Annotated in this window: 20 protein-coding genes and 1 riboswitch; of the genes, 13 read left to right on the top strand and 7 right to left on the bottom strand. The window is 38.5% G+C overall.

Annotated features, from left to right (window positions below; all coding sequences use genetic code 11):
- Window positions 1–239: 239 nt before the first annotated feature.
- The 3 genes from AB1471_RS12665 to AB1471_RS12655 are packed head-to-tail and all read right to left on the bottom strand — an operon-like array spanning window position 240 to window position 2,292.
- Entirely contained in the window at window positions 240–1,304 is a 1,065-nt protein-coding gene (locus tag AB1471_RS12665; RefSeq protein WP_367780134.1) for a hypothetical protein, read from the bottom strand.
- Window positions 1,301–1,750: a hypothetical protein gene (locus tag AB1471_RS12660; RefSeq protein WP_367780133.1), complete on the bottom strand. Its 450-nt coding sequence runs from the start codon at window positions 1,748–1,750 to the stop codon at window positions 1,301–1,303. The genes AB1471_RS12665 and AB1471_RS12660 overlap by 4 nt, the downstream gene beginning before the upstream one ends.
- The gene (locus AB1471_RS12655; RefSeq protein ID WP_367780132.1) at window positions 1,747–2,292 is read right to left on the bottom strand and encodes a sigma-70 family RNA polymerase sigma factor; all 546 of its coding nucleotides are present in this window, start codon (window positions 2,290–2,292) and stop codon (window positions 1,747–1,749) included. Before AB1471_RS12655 ends, AB1471_RS12660 begins: the two co-directional genes overlap by 4 nt.
- 404 nt (window positions 2,293–2,696) lie before the next feature.
- Between AB1471_RS12655 and AB1471_RS12650 the strand changes: the two genes are divergently transcribed.
- Window positions 2,697–3,698, top strand: coding sequence for a calcium:cation antiporter family protein (locus AB1471_RS12650; protein WP_367780131.1), 1,002 nt, complete (start codon window positions 2,697–2,699; stop codon window positions 3,696–3,698).
- 45 nt (window positions 3,699–3,743) lie between these two features.
- Here the strand turns inward: AB1471_RS12650 and AB1471_RS12645 are convergent, their stop codons facing one another.
- From AB1471_RS12645 to AB1471_RS12635, 3 genes are all read right to left on the bottom strand, one after another.
- Window positions 3,744–4,421 carry an amino acid ABC transporter permease gene (locus tag AB1471_RS12645; RefSeq protein WP_367780130.1) on the bottom strand — a complete coding sequence of 226 codons (678 nt, stop codon included), beginning with the start codon at window positions 4,419–4,421 and terminating at the stop codon, window positions 3,744–3,746.
- Window positions 4,422–4,441: 20 nt separating this feature from the next.
- A complete protein-coding gene (locus tag AB1471_RS12640) occupies window positions 4,442–5,254 on the bottom strand; it encodes a transporter substrate-binding domain-containing protein (RefSeq protein ID WP_437342368.1) in 813 nt (270 codons plus the stop codon).
- A 183-nt stretch (window positions 5,255–5,437) separates the two neighbouring features.
- Window positions 5,438–6,418, bottom strand: coding sequence for a Gfo/Idh/MocA family protein (locus AB1471_RS12635; RefSeq protein ID WP_367780129.1), 981 nt, complete (start codon window positions 6,416–6,418; stop codon window positions 5,438–5,440).
- A 177-nt stretch (window positions 6,419–6,595) separates the two neighbouring features.
- Between AB1471_RS12635 and AB1471_RS12630 the strand changes: the two genes are divergently transcribed.
- Entirely contained in the window at window positions 6,596–7,519 is a 924-nt protein-coding gene (locus tag AB1471_RS12630) for a bile acid:sodium symporter family protein (RefSeq protein WP_367780171.1), read from the top strand.
- A gap of 372 nt (window positions 7,520–7,891) precedes the next feature.
- Here the strand turns inward: AB1471_RS12630 and AB1471_RS12625 are convergent, their stop codons facing one another.
- A complete protein-coding gene (locus AB1471_RS12625) occupies window positions 7,892–8,770 on the bottom strand; it encodes an SDR family oxidoreductase (RefSeq protein ID WP_367780128.1) in 879 nt (292 codons plus the stop codon).
- Window positions 8,771–8,886: 116 nt separating this feature from the next.
- Here AB1471_RS12625 and AB1471_RS12620 point away from each other — a divergent pair, with 116 nt between their 5' ends.
- The 11 genes from AB1471_RS12620 to AB1471_RS12570 all read left to right on the top strand — a co-directional run bounded on the left by AB1471_RS12620 (window position 8,887) and on the right by AB1471_RS12570 (window position 17,496).
- Complete coding sequence (locus AB1471_RS12620) at window positions 8,887–9,822, top strand: helix-turn-helix transcriptional regulator (RefSeq protein WP_367780127.1); 936 nt, start codon at window positions 8,887–8,889, stop codon at window positions 9,820–9,822.
- Between the two features lie 238 nt (window positions 9,823–10,060).
- Window positions 10,061–10,165, top strand: a riboswitch (SAM riboswitch).
- Window positions 10,166–10,308: 143 nt separating this feature from the next.
- Window positions 10,309–11,427 (top strand): methionine biosynthesis PLP-dependent protein, encoded by a 1,119-nt coding sequence (locus tag AB1471_RS12615; RefSeq protein ID WP_367780126.1) that lies wholly within the window; start codon window positions 10,309–10,311, stop codon window positions 11,425–11,427.
- Window positions 11,424–12,599, top strand: coding sequence for a cystathionine beta-lyase (gene metC, locus AB1471_RS12610; protein WP_367780125.1), 1,176 nt, complete (start codon window positions 11,424–11,426; stop codon window positions 12,597–12,599). Before AB1471_RS12615 ends, metC begins: the two co-directional genes overlap by 4 nt.
- Window positions 12,600–12,907: 308 nt before the next feature.
- Window positions 12,908–13,429 carry a hypothetical protein gene (locus AB1471_RS12605; protein WP_367780124.1) on the top strand — a complete coding sequence of 174 codons (522 nt, stop codon included), beginning with the start codon at window positions 12,908–12,910 and terminating at the stop codon, window positions 13,427–13,429.
- Between the two features lie 177 nt (window positions 13,430–13,606).
- Window positions 13,607–13,993, top strand: coding sequence for a GntR family transcriptional regulator (locus tag AB1471_RS12600; RefSeq protein ID WP_367780123.1), 387 nt, complete (start codon window positions 13,607–13,609; stop codon window positions 13,991–13,993).
- Window positions 13,990–14,892, top strand: coding sequence for an ABC transporter ATP-binding protein (locus AB1471_RS12595; protein WP_367780122.1), 903 nt, complete (start codon window positions 13,990–13,992; stop codon window positions 14,890–14,892). The genes AB1471_RS12600 and AB1471_RS12595 overlap by 4 nt, the downstream gene beginning before the upstream one ends.
- Window positions 14,873–15,013 carry a hypothetical protein gene (locus AB1471_RS12590; protein WP_367780121.1) on the top strand — a complete coding sequence of 47 codons (141 nt, stop codon included), beginning with the start codon at window positions 14,873–14,875 and terminating at the stop codon, window positions 15,011–15,013. Before AB1471_RS12595 ends, AB1471_RS12590 begins: the two co-directional genes overlap by 20 nt.
- A complete protein-coding gene (locus AB1471_RS12585; RefSeq protein ID WP_367780120.1) occupies window positions 14,994–15,731 on the top strand; it encodes a hypothetical protein in 738 nt (245 codons plus the stop codon). The genes AB1471_RS12590 and AB1471_RS12585 overlap by 20 nt, the downstream gene beginning before the upstream one ends.
- Before the next feature lie 152 nt (window positions 15,732–15,883).
- The gene (locus AB1471_RS12580) at window positions 15,884–16,498 is read left to right on the top strand and encodes a hypothetical protein (protein WP_367780118.1); all 615 of its coding nucleotides are present in this window, start codon (window positions 15,884–15,886) and stop codon (window positions 16,496–16,498) included.
- A gap of 261 nt (window positions 16,499–16,759) precedes the next feature.
- The gene (locus AB1471_RS12575; RefSeq protein ID WP_367780117.1) at window positions 16,760–16,939 is read left to right on the top strand and encodes a PspC domain-containing protein; all 180 of its coding nucleotides are present in this window, start codon (window positions 16,760–16,762) and stop codon (window positions 16,937–16,939) included.
- Between the two features lie 209 nt (window positions 16,940–17,148).
- Window positions 17,149–17,496 (top strand): hypothetical protein, encoded by a 348-nt coding sequence (locus AB1471_RS12570; protein ID WP_367780116.1) that lies wholly within the window; start codon window positions 17,149–17,151, stop codon window positions 17,494–17,496.
- Window positions 17,497–17,649 lie beyond the last annotated feature (153 nt).

Below are 17,649 nucleotides of genomic sequence, written 5' to 3'. Positions count from 1 at the left end.
TTTGATTCGACATTCAGTTCCTCGAGGTCACAGGTCATTCACTACAGGAGAGAAAAGTGACTTCTGTCAGCAGTTGACTGTGATTGTCATTCTGCCGTTCCCACTTTAGCTATTTAGGTTTCATTCGTAATACATTCTATTGTTTTATCTTTCCTTTATTAGAAAAGACCCAAAGAGATAATACAAAAAAAGCCGATCTTCCGCAATTGAGCGAAAATCGGCTTTGATTGTTTCAAGCATTATTTTTTTCTAAACAACTTCACTCCAACAATCACCAACACAATACTTAGTAAAAACGTTTGGAAGTAGTATTCGAACAAAAATCTTATATCGACCCCAAACCAATCCATAAATTTATGTGTAAGTGCAGGCAGCAAGCCATTGAATAATAAATAATAAAGTCCGATAAAGATCAGACCTACGCCAAGCCAGCGCTTATATTGATGGAAGAAGCCAAATACAGGCTCATCGTAAAGCTCTTCTTTACCATAACGTGAAGTTTTTTGCAGTCCATCAAAGAAACTGTAAAACCAGATTAGTGGAATAAGGAACAAAAACAATCCTAGACGTAATGCATCTAATATATAAATTGTAAAAAGAAATGCAGCCATTAATTGTATGCCGCGTTGTTGTAAACCTAAGTACAGGTGGCCTGCACCAGGGAAGATTGATAAGACTGTAGCAATTGCTGTACTCTTTTTGTCATCTTTTCGGCGAGTTTCCCAATCTTCTAAGATAGAACGGTCCTTCAGTTCTTCGCCATTTTGCTTGCGTGAAAGCATTTGCATAATATCGACAAAACTGTAGATCCAAACGACTGGCAATAAAATGGAGAAAAGTAAGAAAGCGTTTGATTCGAGAAGTGCCGTGACGAAGAAAATCATCGCCGCCATTCCCAAAAAGGTGGCCATAAAGGTTAGTCCGCGGTTCATTAGCCCTAATTGGAAATGACCAAGTCCAGGAAATAGGGAAAGGATAATCGTGAAAAAGCGCTCAGAATCTTCTTGTTTACCCGTGATAAAACGTCTTGATCGCAGTTCTTCCCCATTTTCCATGGCTTCGGATTTCAATCTGTTTAAACTCATAATTATGTCTAAGAAGCTAATGGCGTAAATCAATAGTCCGATCAAAAAAAGTGCTAAAAAGATGACTGCAACACCCATCAAGGCAAACAAAATTCCGCCAAGAATGAATCCTGTAGTTACAAAGAAATATACAAACCCTCTAATCACATTTCCAATATAAACATGCCCCCATCCTGGCATAATGGAAAGTAGAAATGCGATTACTGGTGATTTTGTCATTCTAACTCCTCCTTCGGCGACGGATCCATTTGATTGAACAATCGCTCGGTTTGCTCCATAAGCGATGAAGTGATCGATGGAGTATCTATTAGTTCTTTACTTGGAACGCTTGATGTTTCATCAACGAGCGATGAAAAAATACCTGTACTTGCCAGCATGATGGCTGCGGCTGCTGAGATGAAAAAATGAACGACCGTTTTTTTGCGCAAGTGGGAGGATGGTTTTGTCATAGGACGTACAGTTTTTGTTTGGTCAGCTAAGAGAGCAGCCATGACTAGATCCTCCACATTAAATTCAGGTGAGGGCTCATGCTGAAGAGATACTTCTTCAAAAGTGATAAGACATTGATTACACACGGTTAAATGATCCTCCATTTTTCTTTCGATGGACTGCGCTAGTACTCCTTGACCGAATCTTTCCCATTGTTGTTTTGTGAAATGTGTCATCTGAACTCCTCCTCCCGCCAATGTTTTTTCATCCATTGCCTGCCGCGATATAATCGCATTTTTACGGCCGATAATTCTAATTTGTGTTCATTTGCAATTTCCTCATATGATTTCTCCTCGATATAAAACGCAAAAATGACAACGCGGTAATTCTCAGGTAGTTCTCGTAAACGATGAAGTAGTTGTTCACTCATGTTTTGTTGAATGAGTTTCGACTCAAGTGATTCTTGTCCGTCATCTAAATAAGGACTCATTTTTTCTAAGTCATCATCACGGTCGCTGCGTCTACTTCGTTTTCGTTTCAAGTCAATGGCGTGTCGAACGGATATTTGTCTGATCCACGTTTTCAATCCTTCTTTACGATAATTTGGAAGAGCATTATAGATTTTCATAAAAATTTCTTGCACTGCGTCCTCAGCATCTTTTTCATGACGGAGGACCCCATAAGCGAGTTGATAAATATAACGCTGGTAGGAACGGATAAACAGCCGAAATTCTGCAGAATCCTGTTGGACCAACTTCTTTATATCAATCTCCTGCACCCGTTCCACCTCCTTAGCAACAAGCTGCAAAATACTAGACGTCAAAAATAAAAAAAGTACTACACTTTTTCCGGATGGAGAAAAGTGGGTTTAAACATTGGTGCGAAGGGGTTCCCTTAAATTGTCATTACATGAACTATTAAGAGGCTAACAAAGGTTTCATTATAACATTTCCTGAATGGAATTAGTAAATGCATTTTAGGAATGGATGGATTTGGTATATCACCACGAGTACTCAGCTGTCTTAACGCGTTCAACCATGTGCAATTTTGCCGTGAATACGAAATCTCCTTTAAAAAGATAGGTGCGATTTTTAAAAAATGTAATGAGAAGGACGATTGGTTAATAAAATCATATGATAAGTGATGATTTGGTAGGGGGATTTTCTATAAGGGGGGTAGGGAATGGATTTTATAATTTTTGGACTGTCGGCAATCATTACGGTTTTAGCAGCGATTGAGTTGTCCAACAACGCAGATGTGTTAAGTCAAAAAACTGCTCTTGGTGGATTACTTGTTGGAACGCTGTTGCTAGGTGGTGCGACGTCACTACCAGAGGTAACGGCGAGCCTTTCTGCTGTAATAATCGCAAATCCAGATATTGCAGTAGGGAATATGTTAGGTTCAAATATGTTTAATATCTTTATTATTGCTTGCTTTGATATTTATTATAGAAAAAAACGATTGTATCAACTAGCAAATACCGGTCACTTATATACCGCAGGGTTGGGACTAGCTCTAACTGCAATGACGCTTGTTGGGTTGGTACGTAAAGTAGATTATATGGTGCTCGGTGTAGGCGTAGATTCACTGCTGGTTGCGTTTGTTTATGGGACAGGCATATATGTGATAAGTAGAATGTCAAAAGGATCATCTGATGATAAAGTGATGGTTCCAGATTTTGAAGAGGAAGTAGTTGATGATTCCCACTCAACTACACCAGTAAGACGAGCTGCACTAAGTTTTGTTATTGCAGCAGTGGCCATCATGGGTGCGGGAACGTTGTTGTCTATATCCGGGGATAAAATTGCGGAGATAACAGGACTTGGATCTACCTTCATTGGCAGTTTCCTTATGGCAGCGACTACATCATTGCCTGAAGCAGTGGCCGTATTAGTTGCGTTAAAATTAAGAAATATTAATTTAGCGGTCGGGTCAATCCTTGGAAGTAATATTTTTAACATGTTAATTCTTGTGGGAGCAGACAGCGCCTATCGAACAGGTTCGATCCTAGCAAATGTTGCACCATCACACCAAATTACCGCTACGGTAGTGACCTTTTTATCTGTCTTTCTCGTCATTTCGTTAATGCGTAAAAAAAATACCTCTACTGTTTCTTACGTGATGCCTTCAATACTAATCGTTGTTGGTTATTTCATTGCCACCTATCTGATTTTTATGGGATGAATTCTTACATAAAAAAGCTGCCAGTCGACCTGGCAGTTTTTTCCTTTAAAGATACTGTTCATATCTTTTTTCTAAGTAGTTCTGTAATACGGTCATAGCAGAACATAACCCCCAGTAGATAAAAGCAACAACGATGTACATGGTCAAAAAATCAAACTCACGACCACCAACGATTCGTGCTTTTTGAAAAATTTCAGGCACGGTAATCATGGCAGCGAGAGAAGAGGCTTTGATAATATCAAGTTGAACGTTTGCTAGCGGAGGGGTGGCAATACGTATGGATTGTGGCAAGATTACACCGAACATCGTTTGCCAATAGGTCATGCCTAATGCTTTTGACGATTCCCACTGTCCTTTATCGACTGATGATAAAGCAGAGCGGATAATTTCTGCAATATAGGCCGCACTATTTATGCTAAAGGCAATCAGTGCAGCTTGTAACGCAGAGGGTTGAAGACCGATAATTGGCAGACCAAAGTAAAGCATGAATAATATGACCAAAATGGGCACGCCACGCATAAACGAAATGTATATGCGCGTTGGCAAGCGCAGGATGAAGTATTTAGATGTACGTGCGATCGCAAGGAAAAATCCAATGACAAGTCCAACTCCCATACTCACTAGTGAAATGAGAATGGTATACCAAACACCTTCCATGACATATGGAAAAGACTCTACTGCCAATTGAGGATCAAATATAAGATGCCATTTAATATCACTCATCTTGCTTCACCTTTTCTTTACTACTCATCAAAATCAAAGTCTGGCTCTTGTGTTACGTCTGCTCCAGCAAAAAATTCACTAGAAATTTCGGCAATCGTTCCGTCTTCTAGCATTTCACCAAGAACACGATTAACCTGTTCAGTTAGCTCACTGTTTTCTTTATCCATGACCATTGCAGCTTCTGAAGGAACGTATTTAAGGTCGGGATGGATGGTGATTTCAAGTTCTGGAAATGCTTCTAGGGCAATCGTTTGAAGAAAGTAATCATTTAAAATGACATCTGTATTACCAACTGCAACATCACGTAAATATAGTTCGTTTGTTGCGTTATCATAAATAACTTCTTCCGCACCATATTCACGCGCAAGGTCCATATAAATAGATGTCGCAGCACCAGCAGCACGCTTATCTTTTAAGTCTTCAAATGTTTTGATGCCTGATAGATCATCTGTACGAACGATTGCTGTTCCGTATGAATGTTTGATCGGTGTCGAAAACGCTACTTTTTCTGCACGCTCATCGGTAATTTCAATATCATTTGCAGCGATGTCGACTTGACCCGTACTCACAGACTTTAACATGCCATCTAAACCCATTTCTTTAAACTCCACTTCAAGGCCAAGACGGCTTGCCATTTCCCGTACAACTTCGACTTCAAAGCCTGTTAGCTCATCAGATCCTGATTCATAATACGAAGTAGGATAGAGAGTGCCTGAAGTGGCAACTGTTAGCACGCCTTCTCCTGTGTTATCACTGCCACAAGCAGCTAAAAGAGCCATTGACATAATAGTTGCTGTCAATGCCCATCTTTTTTTACTCCAAAAACTATTCACAAAAAAAGCCTCCTATATATTTATCCTTTAAAAAGATAGCATTCAAGTTAGGTATAGAGCAAGTACAAGGTATTGGTGGACTTGGTTAAAAGAGGTGGGTGGGGAATGGGAAAGAATATCTTTAAGTTCTTTCAAAAATAAAAACAGCCACTCAGTAGATGAGTGACTGTACCCTTCATTCTATTAATCTAACGGATAGGAGACGCCAGTTTGTTGACGGATCGTTTGCATGAGGGCTACTACATTTAAAGATAGCTCGTGAGTATTGGTTGATGATTCGATTTGTCCATTTTCAAATGCGTGAACAAACTCTTCAAGTTCATAGGCCATAGAAGCTTTCGGTTGAGCAACTGTCAGGTCCTCACGTTCCCCACCCTTAGTGATTTTTAGGACATTGTCTGGACCACTAATATGTGAAATATGTAATGCTGCATTTTCACCGGAAATTTCACTTGGTAAGTAGCTATCAGTAATTTTAGAGAATGTTACGACAGCATCCATGTCAGCGTAACTTAAAAGGACCATACCTTGCCCATCTACCCCAGTATGAAGGTTGGTGCTGATTGCTTTTACTTCTTTAGGCATACCGAAAAGTGCGATTAACGGATATATTGTGTAAACGCCGAGGTCCATAACCGAGCCATTTGCCATTTCAGGTTTAAAGGCATTTTCAATTTTCCCTTGTTTAAATTGATCATAACGGGAGGAGTAGCGGCTAAAGTGTGCGCTGTATTGACGAATTGTTCCGAGTGTCGGCAATAATTCTTTCACTCTCTTAAAATTTGGCATGACAGTGGATTTCATTGCTTCCATTAAAAGCACACCATTTTGTCTAGACGTTTGGATCATTTTTTCCGCGAGTTCATAGGTAGCTGTTAGTGGCTTTTCGCAAAGAACAGGTATTCCAGCTTCTAAACATTCAATTGTTTGTTCATGATGGACTGCGTTTGGTGTTGCAATATAAACGCCATCAATTTCACCACTCTGACAGAGAGCTTGAATGGAAGTATAAACGTTTGGAATACCATGCTTCTTCGCAAATTCATCGCCTTTTTCTTGTGATCTGGAACAGACGGCTGTTATTTTAGCAGATTCAACATCTTGTGAAGCGTTGATGAATCTATCGGTGATCCAATTAGTGCCAATTACACCTATTCTCATCATTTGTTTCCCATCCTCTCTTCGTTTAATTATAGGTGAAGTATAACGCTTATTGAGTTATTCTGACAAGTATGGAGCGTGCGAATGATTAAGAAAGAGGAATATTTTTTCGTAATAGATCGAATAAACAACTAATTTAGTTTATAATGGTTAAATTCGTTTATGTGAGGAGTGGCCATTATTAGTGGGTTGGTAAAAGCAAGTCGTTTTGCAGGAAATACATTTGCGTTTTGGGTGTTACTCATAGGGGTTATTGCTTTCTTCTTTCCTTCTGGATTTACATGGATTGGACCATACATAACCATTTTGCTTGGCATTATTATGTTTGGAATGGGCATGACGCTAACGGTTCAAGATTTTAAAGCCGTCGCAAGACAACCGAAAAGTGTGTTCATCGGAGTAGCAGCGCAATACACGATCATGCCGCTACTTGCATTTGGGTTAGCGACTCTATTTCAACTTCCACCTGAACTTGCTGTTGGAGTTATTTTAGTAGGTTGTTGCCCTGGAGGAACCGCATCGAATGTGATTACGTATTTAGCGAAAGGAAATACAGCATTGTCAGTTGCTATTACGTCTGTCTCTACGTTACTTGCACCAATTTTAACACCTGCACTTATCTTTGTTTTTGCTAGTCAGTGGCTGGATGTGTCGTTTTTTGGCATGTTCATGTCTGTTGTCCAAGTAGTGCTGATCCCTGTTGTTTTGGGTATTGGTGTACGTTCGTTATTAAAAGAAAAAGTTGAAAAGGCAATCCCTGTCATGCCATTAGTTTCTGTTATTGCTATTGTAGCGATCATAGGCTCAATTGTTGGGGGGAGCAAGGAGCAAATCGTCACATCGGGCTTGCTCATTTTCTCAATCGTGGTGATACATAATGGACTTGGCTTGTTGATCGGATTTACCCTTGCAAAAGCGTTAAAGCTTGATTTGGCGAGTCAAAAAGCGATTGCTGTTGAAGTTGGCATGCAAAACTCAGGGCTTGGAGCAACGCTTGCTGCTGCCCACTTTAATCCAGTAGCGGCAGTACCAAGCGCCATTTTCAGTATATGGCACAATGTCTCAGGAACACTTGTTGTAACGTTTTGGAGTAGAAAAAATTAGCATAATGATTGATTTTCGTTCGCTCATTTTGGCACGGGGTTTTTAATCATATACGACTAGAAGACGACCGATCATTGAACCAGGGTGGGTGCTAGAGGGTTGTTTTGTTACGTCGTTGTACATAAAGGGTATTAATATTAGTATTAAATACACATAGAATGATAATCTTACACCAGAACCATAAAAAAGCTATGCTCCACGGCAAGGAGGAAAGATAAACAAATAACTATCTATCTTCTACTTGCCTTTGTCACTGCTTCTTGTGTTATTTCGTCCTCGTCCTTCAATTCTCCAGGCTTACATCATAAAACAGAAAGTACATATCTAATTGTTCAGCGCTCGGAAAATCTTCTTCTTTTTTAGGTAGTTCATTCATGTTTCTACATTATTCTTATAGTATTTACCCCAGTGTGGTTGTGTGCCGTCAATATCTTTAAATCCATATACTTCAGAAAGTTCCCACGTACTATATACTCCACCTGTTTTTGAAGCTATTTTAGGATCTGAAGCAAGACATTTTATTGCTTCACCAATATAAGATGGGGTTTCAGAAGCAATAAAATGCGGATCATCTTTAGCTCCCTCTTTCCAATTTTCTTCTGTTACTCCAAAATATTCGAGCATTGCTTCTGATCTTAAAAACCCTGGGGTAACTGCAATTGCAGTTATATTAAAATCTTTTAAGTCCTGTGCCATTGCTTGAGCCATGTGTATATTCGATATTTTCGCAAGACTATAATAGAAGTTCCCACGAGGTTTATAATCTACACCATCAGTAATTTCAATAATGAGACCTTTCTTATTTTCTCTAAATAAAGGAATACTATAATGAGCAGTAACTATATGTGATTGGACAGCTTGTTTTTGAATTTGCAGCCCGTTATTTAAATCGTGAGTTCCTATTGGTTTCCCCCATTCAGTAAGAGGGTCCCCACCCCAAATATCATTTACTAAAATATCAAGTCGACCATGTTCCTTTTTTATTTTATCAAATAAACTTATTACATCTGATTCAACCGTATGATCTACTTTTACAGGTATTCCAGTTCCACCAGCTTTAGTTACTAATTCTGCTGTCTCTTCAATCGTTTCTTTACGCCCCATTGGTGACTGATTACTATTAGTCGTTCTTCCAGTAACATATACTGTTGCACCAGCTTCACCTAATTTAACTGAAATACCCCGACCAGCTCCACGAGTTCCGCCCGCAACTACAGCTATTTTCCCTTTTAAAGCAATTTCTCTGGACATATTAAGTCTCCTTCTTCTCTCTAGAATGTACTTTATTGATAAAGTAATAAAGTATGTATTATACTACCCCTAAAACATGACAACGATTGACGGTTAAAACAAGAAAGGTGAGAAATATGTCAAAAGCAAAACGTTTATTAGACATACTCATGTTTGTTAAGACGAAAAGAAAATTTACAGCTCAAGAATTAGCTGATGAATTTGAAATATCAGTACGAACCATTCATCGATATTTGTTAGATTTAAGTGATATGGGTCTACCGATTTATGCTGAACAGGGGAGACATGGTGGATATACCGTTTTAGAAAATAGGATGCTTCCTCCTATTTTATTTACAGAAGAAGAGGCTGTTTCGATCTTTTTTGCTTTTCAGTCTTTAAGCTACTATCGTTCGCTTCCTTTTGATACAGAAATTAGCGCTGTCGCACATAAATTATATAATTCGCTTTCAAACGATGCGAAAATAAAAGTAGATAAAATGCGTTCTTATATATCTTTTTGGAACCCAAAAAGAAGTATAGATACCCCTTATCTAAATGATTTGTTAGAAGCGTCTATGTTAAATAAAAATTTATCTATTCAGTATGACTCTAAATCTGGAATTACAACAAAATATATACGCCCAATTGGTATATATGCACATGATGGATTATGGTACCTTCCAGCTTATGATTACAATAAACAAAAAATATTACTATTTCGTGCAGATCGTGTTCTTTCTATACAATTAAAAGAAACAAATGAAGAGGAATTTATGAATTTAGAAGAATGGTTTGATTCGACTGAAGTAACAAATCCTATTCGTTTGTATGCTCTACTAACAAGAGAAGGGGTACGTCAATGTAAAAGTGTTCCTTGGCTAGAAGGCTGTGTAGAAACGAAGGAAGATGGAACTGGCTATATTGATTCACCCATAGAAGAAAACGAGATTTCTTTTATCACTCCACTATTTTATAGGCTAGGAACAGACGTACAGATAAAGGAGCCCAAGTATTTAATAGACAGAATGCGTCTACAAGCAAAAGAGATATTGAAAATGTATCCTGAATAAAAAAAGTATAGTTACCTCTTTATTCATTGATCGTTTCGAACGGATTCAGATGATGTGATCTCAAAAGTTATCGAGTAAAAGCGACGCCTCTTCTCATACCATCTCCCACATTGTGTAGCGGGAGGTGGTTTTTTTATTCGAAAAAATCCATCATTTTCACATGTTCTCTTGATTATTTTCCCAAGTTGTTGTAAAGTATAAAACAACAAATAATTCTGAATATAACAAAATAGCATACAACTTATCTAGAGAGGTTGAGGGACTGGCCCTTTGACACCTCAGCAACCAGCCGCATTTGGCACGGTGCTAATTCCAGCAGGTTATAAAAACTGAGTGATAAGGAGAACCACGAATGCCTATTCGGACCTTCTTCTTATGAGAAGGTCCTTTTTCGTTTTTTTTGAAAATACGTTTTTGTTTGCTAAATACTTTATTGAACGAAAGCGATCTTACAACGATTTTTTGATGATCGAGGAGGAAGTGCTGATGAGTTACCATCTAGAAACGCAATTTGCACAATTAGGGAATCGTAGTGAACAAACGACTGGGACAGTTAATCCGCCTGTTTATTTTTCGACGGCTTATCGCCATGATGGAATTGGTGAATCGACTGGTTATGATTATACACGGACGAAAAATCCGACTCGTGCTGTTTTAGAGGAGGGGATCGCGAAGCTTGAGCAAGGGGATGAAGGGTTTGCGACTAGTTCTGGGATGGCAGCGATTCAACTTGTGTTGTCTCTATTTAAACATGGAGATGTGCTCCTCGCATCAGATGATATTTATGGTGGAACGTATCGTTTACTCGAGCATTATGAAGAAGCATATGGCATTCAAACAAGGTATGTTGATACGAATGATATCGACCAACTAACTGAATCGATATGTGAGAATACACGAGCCATTTTTGTTGAAACACCGACAAACCCATTGATGCACATGTCAGATATCAAAGCGGTCGCGGGTCTTGCAAGGGATCACCACTTATTGACGATTGTAGATAATACATTTTTAACCCCTTACCTACAAAAGCCATTAACGTTGGGTGCAGACATCGTCATTCATAGTGCAACGAAATATATTGGGGGCCACAATGATGTGTTAGCTGGTTTGGTTGTAGCGAAAGGGACGGAGACATGTGAACGCCTATTGACCTTTCATAAAGGGGCAGGGGCTGTTTTAGGGCCGATTGATTGTTGGCTTTTAGTGAGGGGTCTCAAGACGTTATCACTTAGAATGGATCGTCATCAAGAAAATGCAAAACAGGTCACAGCGTTTTTAGCGGAACAGGCTGGCATTACAGATGTGTTGTATCCAGGAATTGGTGGCATGGTGTCATTTCGCTTAGAAAAGGAAGAGTGGATTGACCCATTTTTACGGTCATTACAGCTGATTACATTTGCTGAAAGTTTAGGTGGGATCGAGAGCTTTGTTACGTACCCAGCGACTCAAACACATGCGGACATTCCGGTAGATGAAAGGCATAAACGAGGAGTTTGTGATCGCTTATTGAGATTTTCGGTTGGCATTGAGCATATCGATGATCTTACACAAGATTTGGCACGAGCACTTGCCATCGTGCAAAAAAAGGAAACAGTGATATGACAAACCATGAGTTTGAAACGAAATTGCTACATCAGCCACAATTTCGGGATAAACAAACAGGAGCTGTAAACGTTCCGCTATATTATTCATCCACTTATCATCAAGAATCTATCGATGAATTTGGACAATTTGACTACAGTCGTTCAGGAAATCCAACAAGGCAGGCACTTGAAGAAGCAATTGCTGAGCTTGAAGGTGGATCACGAGGGTTTGCTTTTGCATCGGGAATGGCGGCCATTTCATCAGCGTTTATGCTGTTATCAGCTGGTGATCACGTGCTCGTCTCAAAAGACGTGTATGGCGGTGCATTTCGTGTGATCACAGAGGTGTTGACTCAATTCGGTATTGATCACACTTTTATTGATATGACCGATATGGATGAAACAGCGCGAAATGTTCGTCCGAACACCAAAGTAATCTATATAGAAACACCGTCAAATCCTTGCTTGAATATTACAGATATTGAAGGAGTTGCAAAGATTGCAAAAGCAAATGGGTGCTTAACGTTTGTGGATAATACGTTCATGACTCCCTTACTTCAAAAACCGCTTGATTTAGGGGCAGACCTTGTATTGCATAGTGCAACTAAGTTTTTGTCCGGTCATAGTGATGTGGTGGCAGGTCTCGCGGTAGCAAAAGATGAAGCTCTTGGTAAACGGATGGCATTCATTCAAAATTCATGCGGAACGATTTTAGGTGTGCAAGATTGTTGGTTACTTCTTAGAGGAATGAAAACGTTGAGTGTCCGATTAAAGCAGTCATCTGAATCAGCAAGGGAAATAGCTCAGTACCTCCATCATCATCCAGCAATTGAAGAAGTGTATTATCCAGGTTTTTCGTTCCATGCAGGATACCCGATCCATAAGCGTCAAGCAACAGGAGCGGGCGCAGTCGTATCATTCCGCTTGGCATCAAAGAATTGTGCAAGAATTTTTGTGAATCGCATGAAAATACCTGTATTTGCCGTCAGCCTCGGTGCAGTTGAATCTATTTTATCTTATCCTGCTACCATGTCTCATGCGGCAATGCCAGTGGTTGAACGAGAAAAAAGAGGCATTACTGACGGGCTTTTACGTTTATCCGTTGGGTTAGAACACGTGGATGATCTACTAGCAGATATTAAACAAGCACTCGTAGCTGTGCAACAAAGTAGGCCAGTTATACATCGTTGAAGACGCTCATAGTTCACTGCCACTTGCGAAAAGATTCGCAGGTGGTGTTTTTTTATGGTGCAAATGATAGGTCAAATGACATCATACGCGGATAAACTAATTGCAAACACGGATAAACATGTAGTAAGCGCGGATAACCACTTAATAAACGCGGATAAAAAATTTTACTACGTCACCAGTTGGCAGATATGTTCAACATCAAGCTGATAACAAAATATGCTAGTATTACCATACAATATAATTTATACTATTAAAGAACAATTAGAGAGTTTTAAAATATATTATTTTTTAAGGGAGAAGGATATTTTATGAAAAAAATTACCTCTTTATTAGTACTAGCATTATTACTAGTACTTAGCGCATGTGGTGCAGATGAATCGAAAGAAGCTGATGACCAAAATGATCAGGGAACTTCGGAAACAAACCAATCCTCTAATAATGAAGACGATAATGAATCAGAGGAGGATTTAGATTTAGATGAGCTAGATATGGATAATCTAACTGAAGAAGACTGGGAAAATCTCCATCTATCAAAAAAACAATTTGATCAACTACTAGATTATTTTACTGAACCAGATGGTGAAGACGGGGAAGTAGTTTTTAATACAGTTGAGATGACTAATGATAAAGAGATTGTCATGACGGTAAATAACTCAGACGGAGAGTCTTTGGAAAATTCTATAACAGTTTTAATGGGTGAGATTGTTAGACAATTCTATAACCGCTCTGACTATTATAAAAACGAAGAACCTACAATAAAAATTGTTGATTTATCTGGATTTGTAATATCAGAAACTGATGAACCAATTGACTTTGACTTTGAAGAGTAACGATTTAGAGAAATTTGACACCACTTGCGAAACGATTCGCGGGTGGTGTTTTTTTATGCTGTAAATGATAGGCCAAAGGACATCATGCGCGGATAAAAATTTCACTTGCCATTTTTAAGAAAATATAATACACTACATTACAACACTAATGCACTATGTTGGATAGGGGGTGTGGCGTTGATTCTCAATACCGATGGGACCAAACCAATTTATGTTCAAATCGCAGAATGGATTGAAAGGGAGATACTTCAGGGGGACTTTAAGCCAGATGATAAAGTTTATTCGCAATACCAGTTGGCAGATATGTTCAACATCAATCCAGCAACAGCAGGAAAAGGATTAACCATGCTAGTCGATGAACAAATTTTATATAAAAAGCGGGGGTTAGGAATGTTTGTATCAGACGAAGCACATAACATGATCAGACACAAACGAATCAACCATACATTAAAGAAATTAGTCCAAGAAATTGTAGAGGAAGCGGCTCATTTACAAGTAGGCGAAAAAGAATTATTCACGATGATACAAGAAGCTGGAGGCAATCGAGAGGGGGGGGAAGGATGAATGTTATTGAATGCAATCAATTAACGAAAACATACGGTCGTTTCAATGCCTTGATTAATCTTTCTTTTACGATCAAAGAAAATACAATTACAGGAATTATTGGCCGAAATGGTGCTGGTAAAACGACACTTCTTAAAATTCTCGCAGGATTTTTTCGCGAAACGAAAGGCGAAGTAAAGGTATTTGAAGAAAAACCGTTTAATAGCTTGCTTGTTTCAGCAAACAGTATTTATATCGACGAATATATGAATTACCCGACTTCTCTTACACTTGTGGATATCCTGCATCAAAATAGCCGTTTTTATGAAAAGTGGAATGCGCAGTTAGCAAATCGACTGTTTGACTATTTCTCGTTGCAGCCAAAACAGCACTACAATCGTTTATCAAAAGGTCAAAAAAATACGTTCAACGCGATCGTTGGGCTTTCCTCTCGCTGTGCCCTAACTATATTCGATGAACCAACAACTGGTATGGATGCTTCAGTTCGAAAAGACTTTTATCGTGCGCTGTTAAAAGATTATCTTGAACATCCACGAACCATTTTAATCTCCAGTCATCATCTGGATGAAATTGATGACTTAATTGAAGAAGTGTTGTTGATCAAAAATGGAGAAAAGCACCTGCATAAGCCTGTAGAAGAATTGAAGGAGTATGCGATTGGGGTGCAAGGACCCGAAGCTGCCATCACGCAATGGACAGCAGAACAACAAGTCATTCATTGTCGTTCTTTGTCTCCAGGGACATCCTACGCCGTGGTTGAAAATCATTTCTCCGCTGCTCTTAAAGCAGAGGCTACTCGAATGGGCCTTCACTTTTCTCCTGTCACAGCAAGTGATGTATGTGTCTATCTGACGCATCAGAACAAGGGAGGAATTGATGATGTCTTTAACAAGTATTAGACTGCGTGAGTTGGTTTGGAGACAGTATGTTTACAAATTAACTTCGAATACAGTTGCTATCAAATCGTTGATGATGGATCAAAATAAAGGAGGAATGGCTAATGCCTTTAACGAAGGTTAGCCTTGGGAGTGTCGTAGGAAAGCAATATGTATATAAGTTATTTTCGTACGCTGATGCCATTAAATCACTTATTATTGTGCAATTGATTGCGATTGCTTTTTCATTCCTTGGGAGCATGGGAGGCGGTACAGGCAATGGGCAAGTGAATATTTGGGTGTCCTATTATTCAATCGATATTGTGGTAGTCTTTACGATGCTTTGGGTGTTTACGACAGCGATCCTGTTAACATCAAAAGCTTATCGATATGAAGATTACTCTTTTGTGACAAATCGATTAAGTAGCCAGTTATCAAATATTGCTTTTTTATTGACAGCGGCCATGACTGGAACGATAACAGCGATTTTGAGTGGCTATTTTATTTTTCTTATTACTCACCTTAGGAACGTACCTATGCTAAACAGTACGGCAGCTGTTGGGTCACTAAGTGAAATAGTTTTGGCTACTTGTGGAGCGTTTCTTTATTTAGTTTTAGTAGGTGCATTTGGTTATTTTGTAGGTGCATGTGCGCAGATAAGTAAATTGTTCATTCTCATTTTTCCAGCCGTTTTTTTTGTCATATCAATTGTCTTTGAAAGCTCTTTCATTGTCGAGCAGTTTTTTCAATTTTATTTTATGGAAAAATCGATCTGGATTTTTGGGGTGAAAGTTTTAGTCACTTCGGTAGCATTATATGGAATTGCACTAATGATTTTTTCTAAAAGGGAGGTGCGCTTATGACGTTCCTGATGACGGTTTTGACGACGCTTATTCCTCTGTTGATCGTCGGTTCTTTAATTGTAATAATCATAGTCTTTATAAGGTTGTGGCAAACAACAAGTAAAAAAGTCATATCCAGGAAAAAAATGCACTGGATTCTTGGGGGATACGTCATGATTTTATTTTTGTCGATGATTATCTATTACTTGATTCCAACAAATGAAGAGGATTCGACTCAACGACCAGTACTGCCAAGAGAGAACTGGATCATACAAAATGATGAGAATCCGATCATAGAGATAGATGAGAAAACGACTGATTATAGTATTCCGGAACTTGACTATCTTGATTATATAGACCCTTCTCTTGAAAGAGGAAGTTGGACATTCCCTTACGAAAAAGAATCGATAAGAATCGATATGGGGTACAGCGATACTGGAAGTTGGACTGTCGTTACTGGGCGCAAGAATGAAAACGATGGGGAAATTGATGTGACTCTTTATTCAGAACCATATACAGTAGGTAATATAGACATTTCTGATGACATCGATTTTTTAAATGTCGACATCGGTAAGGATGAATTATATTTATATCATCCAACTGAGATTGAGCTAAAGTACGCAACATATAAAAAACCATTTGTTTACACCCAATTTAGGGGGGGAGGTTTTGAGGATTTAGATATTAGAAAGCCTTATTATGGATTGCAAGTAGTCTACCTAGAAATTCCTAAAGATCTAGAGCTAACGACCACTTTGGATCAAAGTATTGAAATAATCGAAAACTAGAATGCATAGGTGATTTGGAGGGAACCGCGGATAAGTGTGCAAGGGGAAAAGCAAAAGATAAAGAGAAACAACTGCAATTTCAAACCTGAATTTTAAATATACTGTCATTACTGGAGGATCTACTTTTAATCTTTTCTTGCATGTAGGTAACGGCGGATGTTTATCTGGTCTTAGTCTGAAAGATGTGGAATATTCAATTTCTAACGAACAAAAAGAAGAATTGACAAATGTCGGTTCTTTTTTTAAGAAAGGTGAGTTTTTTTGGAAAAATTAAAAATATCCTCAACAGATAAGTGGTTATTTGGGGTTTGTGGAGGAATAGCTGAGTTTTTTGGAATATCGAGTACGATTATAAGATTGATATTTATCATAGGATCGCCAGTTACTTTCTGGATTTACTTAATACTTAATTTTTCATTAGAAGAGAAAAGATCCCTCTGATATTATTCAAATTTGGGGTGTGTGCGGATAGTGTGTGTGTAGACACACATAGATAATCGTAGGATTCTCTAAGTCTTAGGGCGTTACAGTAAACGCGAGAACATAACTTAAGAGCAACCCCGATTCAAAAGGGTTTGATCAAAACTGCTACTCGTTCGAATCCTGTTGAACAGGACTTACTTTTACGGACTCTGAAAGGATTGTCAAAGATGTTTGAAATGAGAGAAGGGTATAGAGTAGTTGCTATCAAGCGTGCGAATGGTCGGTTCACCAAGTGCGTTTTAGATAAGCACGATAAAATAGTGGAAAAAAAATGTACTGGATGTTTGGAAATAAAGGGATTAGAACGATTCAACAAAAACAGTGCAAATAAATTCGATGGTAGAATACAAAAATGCAAAAAATGCGACGCTGAATATAGTATAAAATACCATGTGGAAAATAAAGAGCGTAATAGAAAATATGATGCAAAAAAAAGAGAACAACTTGCTGAACATCGTAGAAAATATGATGAAGAGAAAAGAAAACGTCTCGCTAAGTGGGATAGATACGGTTGAAGATCTTGAAGAACTCAAACAAATGATACAAGAAAAAAATAAAAAACTTAGGGGAATTGAATATGACACAGAAATCGATTGTTCAGCTAAGAGATGTGACGAAAAAGATTAATGGGAAAACGATTATTGACAAGGTTTCATTTGATGTTTATG

The sequence above is a fragment of the Jeotgalibacillus marinus genome, assembly GCF_040801915.1.
Classification (GTDB): Bacteria; Bacillota; Bacilli; order Bacillales; family Jeotgalibacillaceae; genus Jeotgalibacillus; species Jeotgalibacillus marinus.
This window is presented reverse-complemented; position numbering and strand designations above follow the sequence as displayed.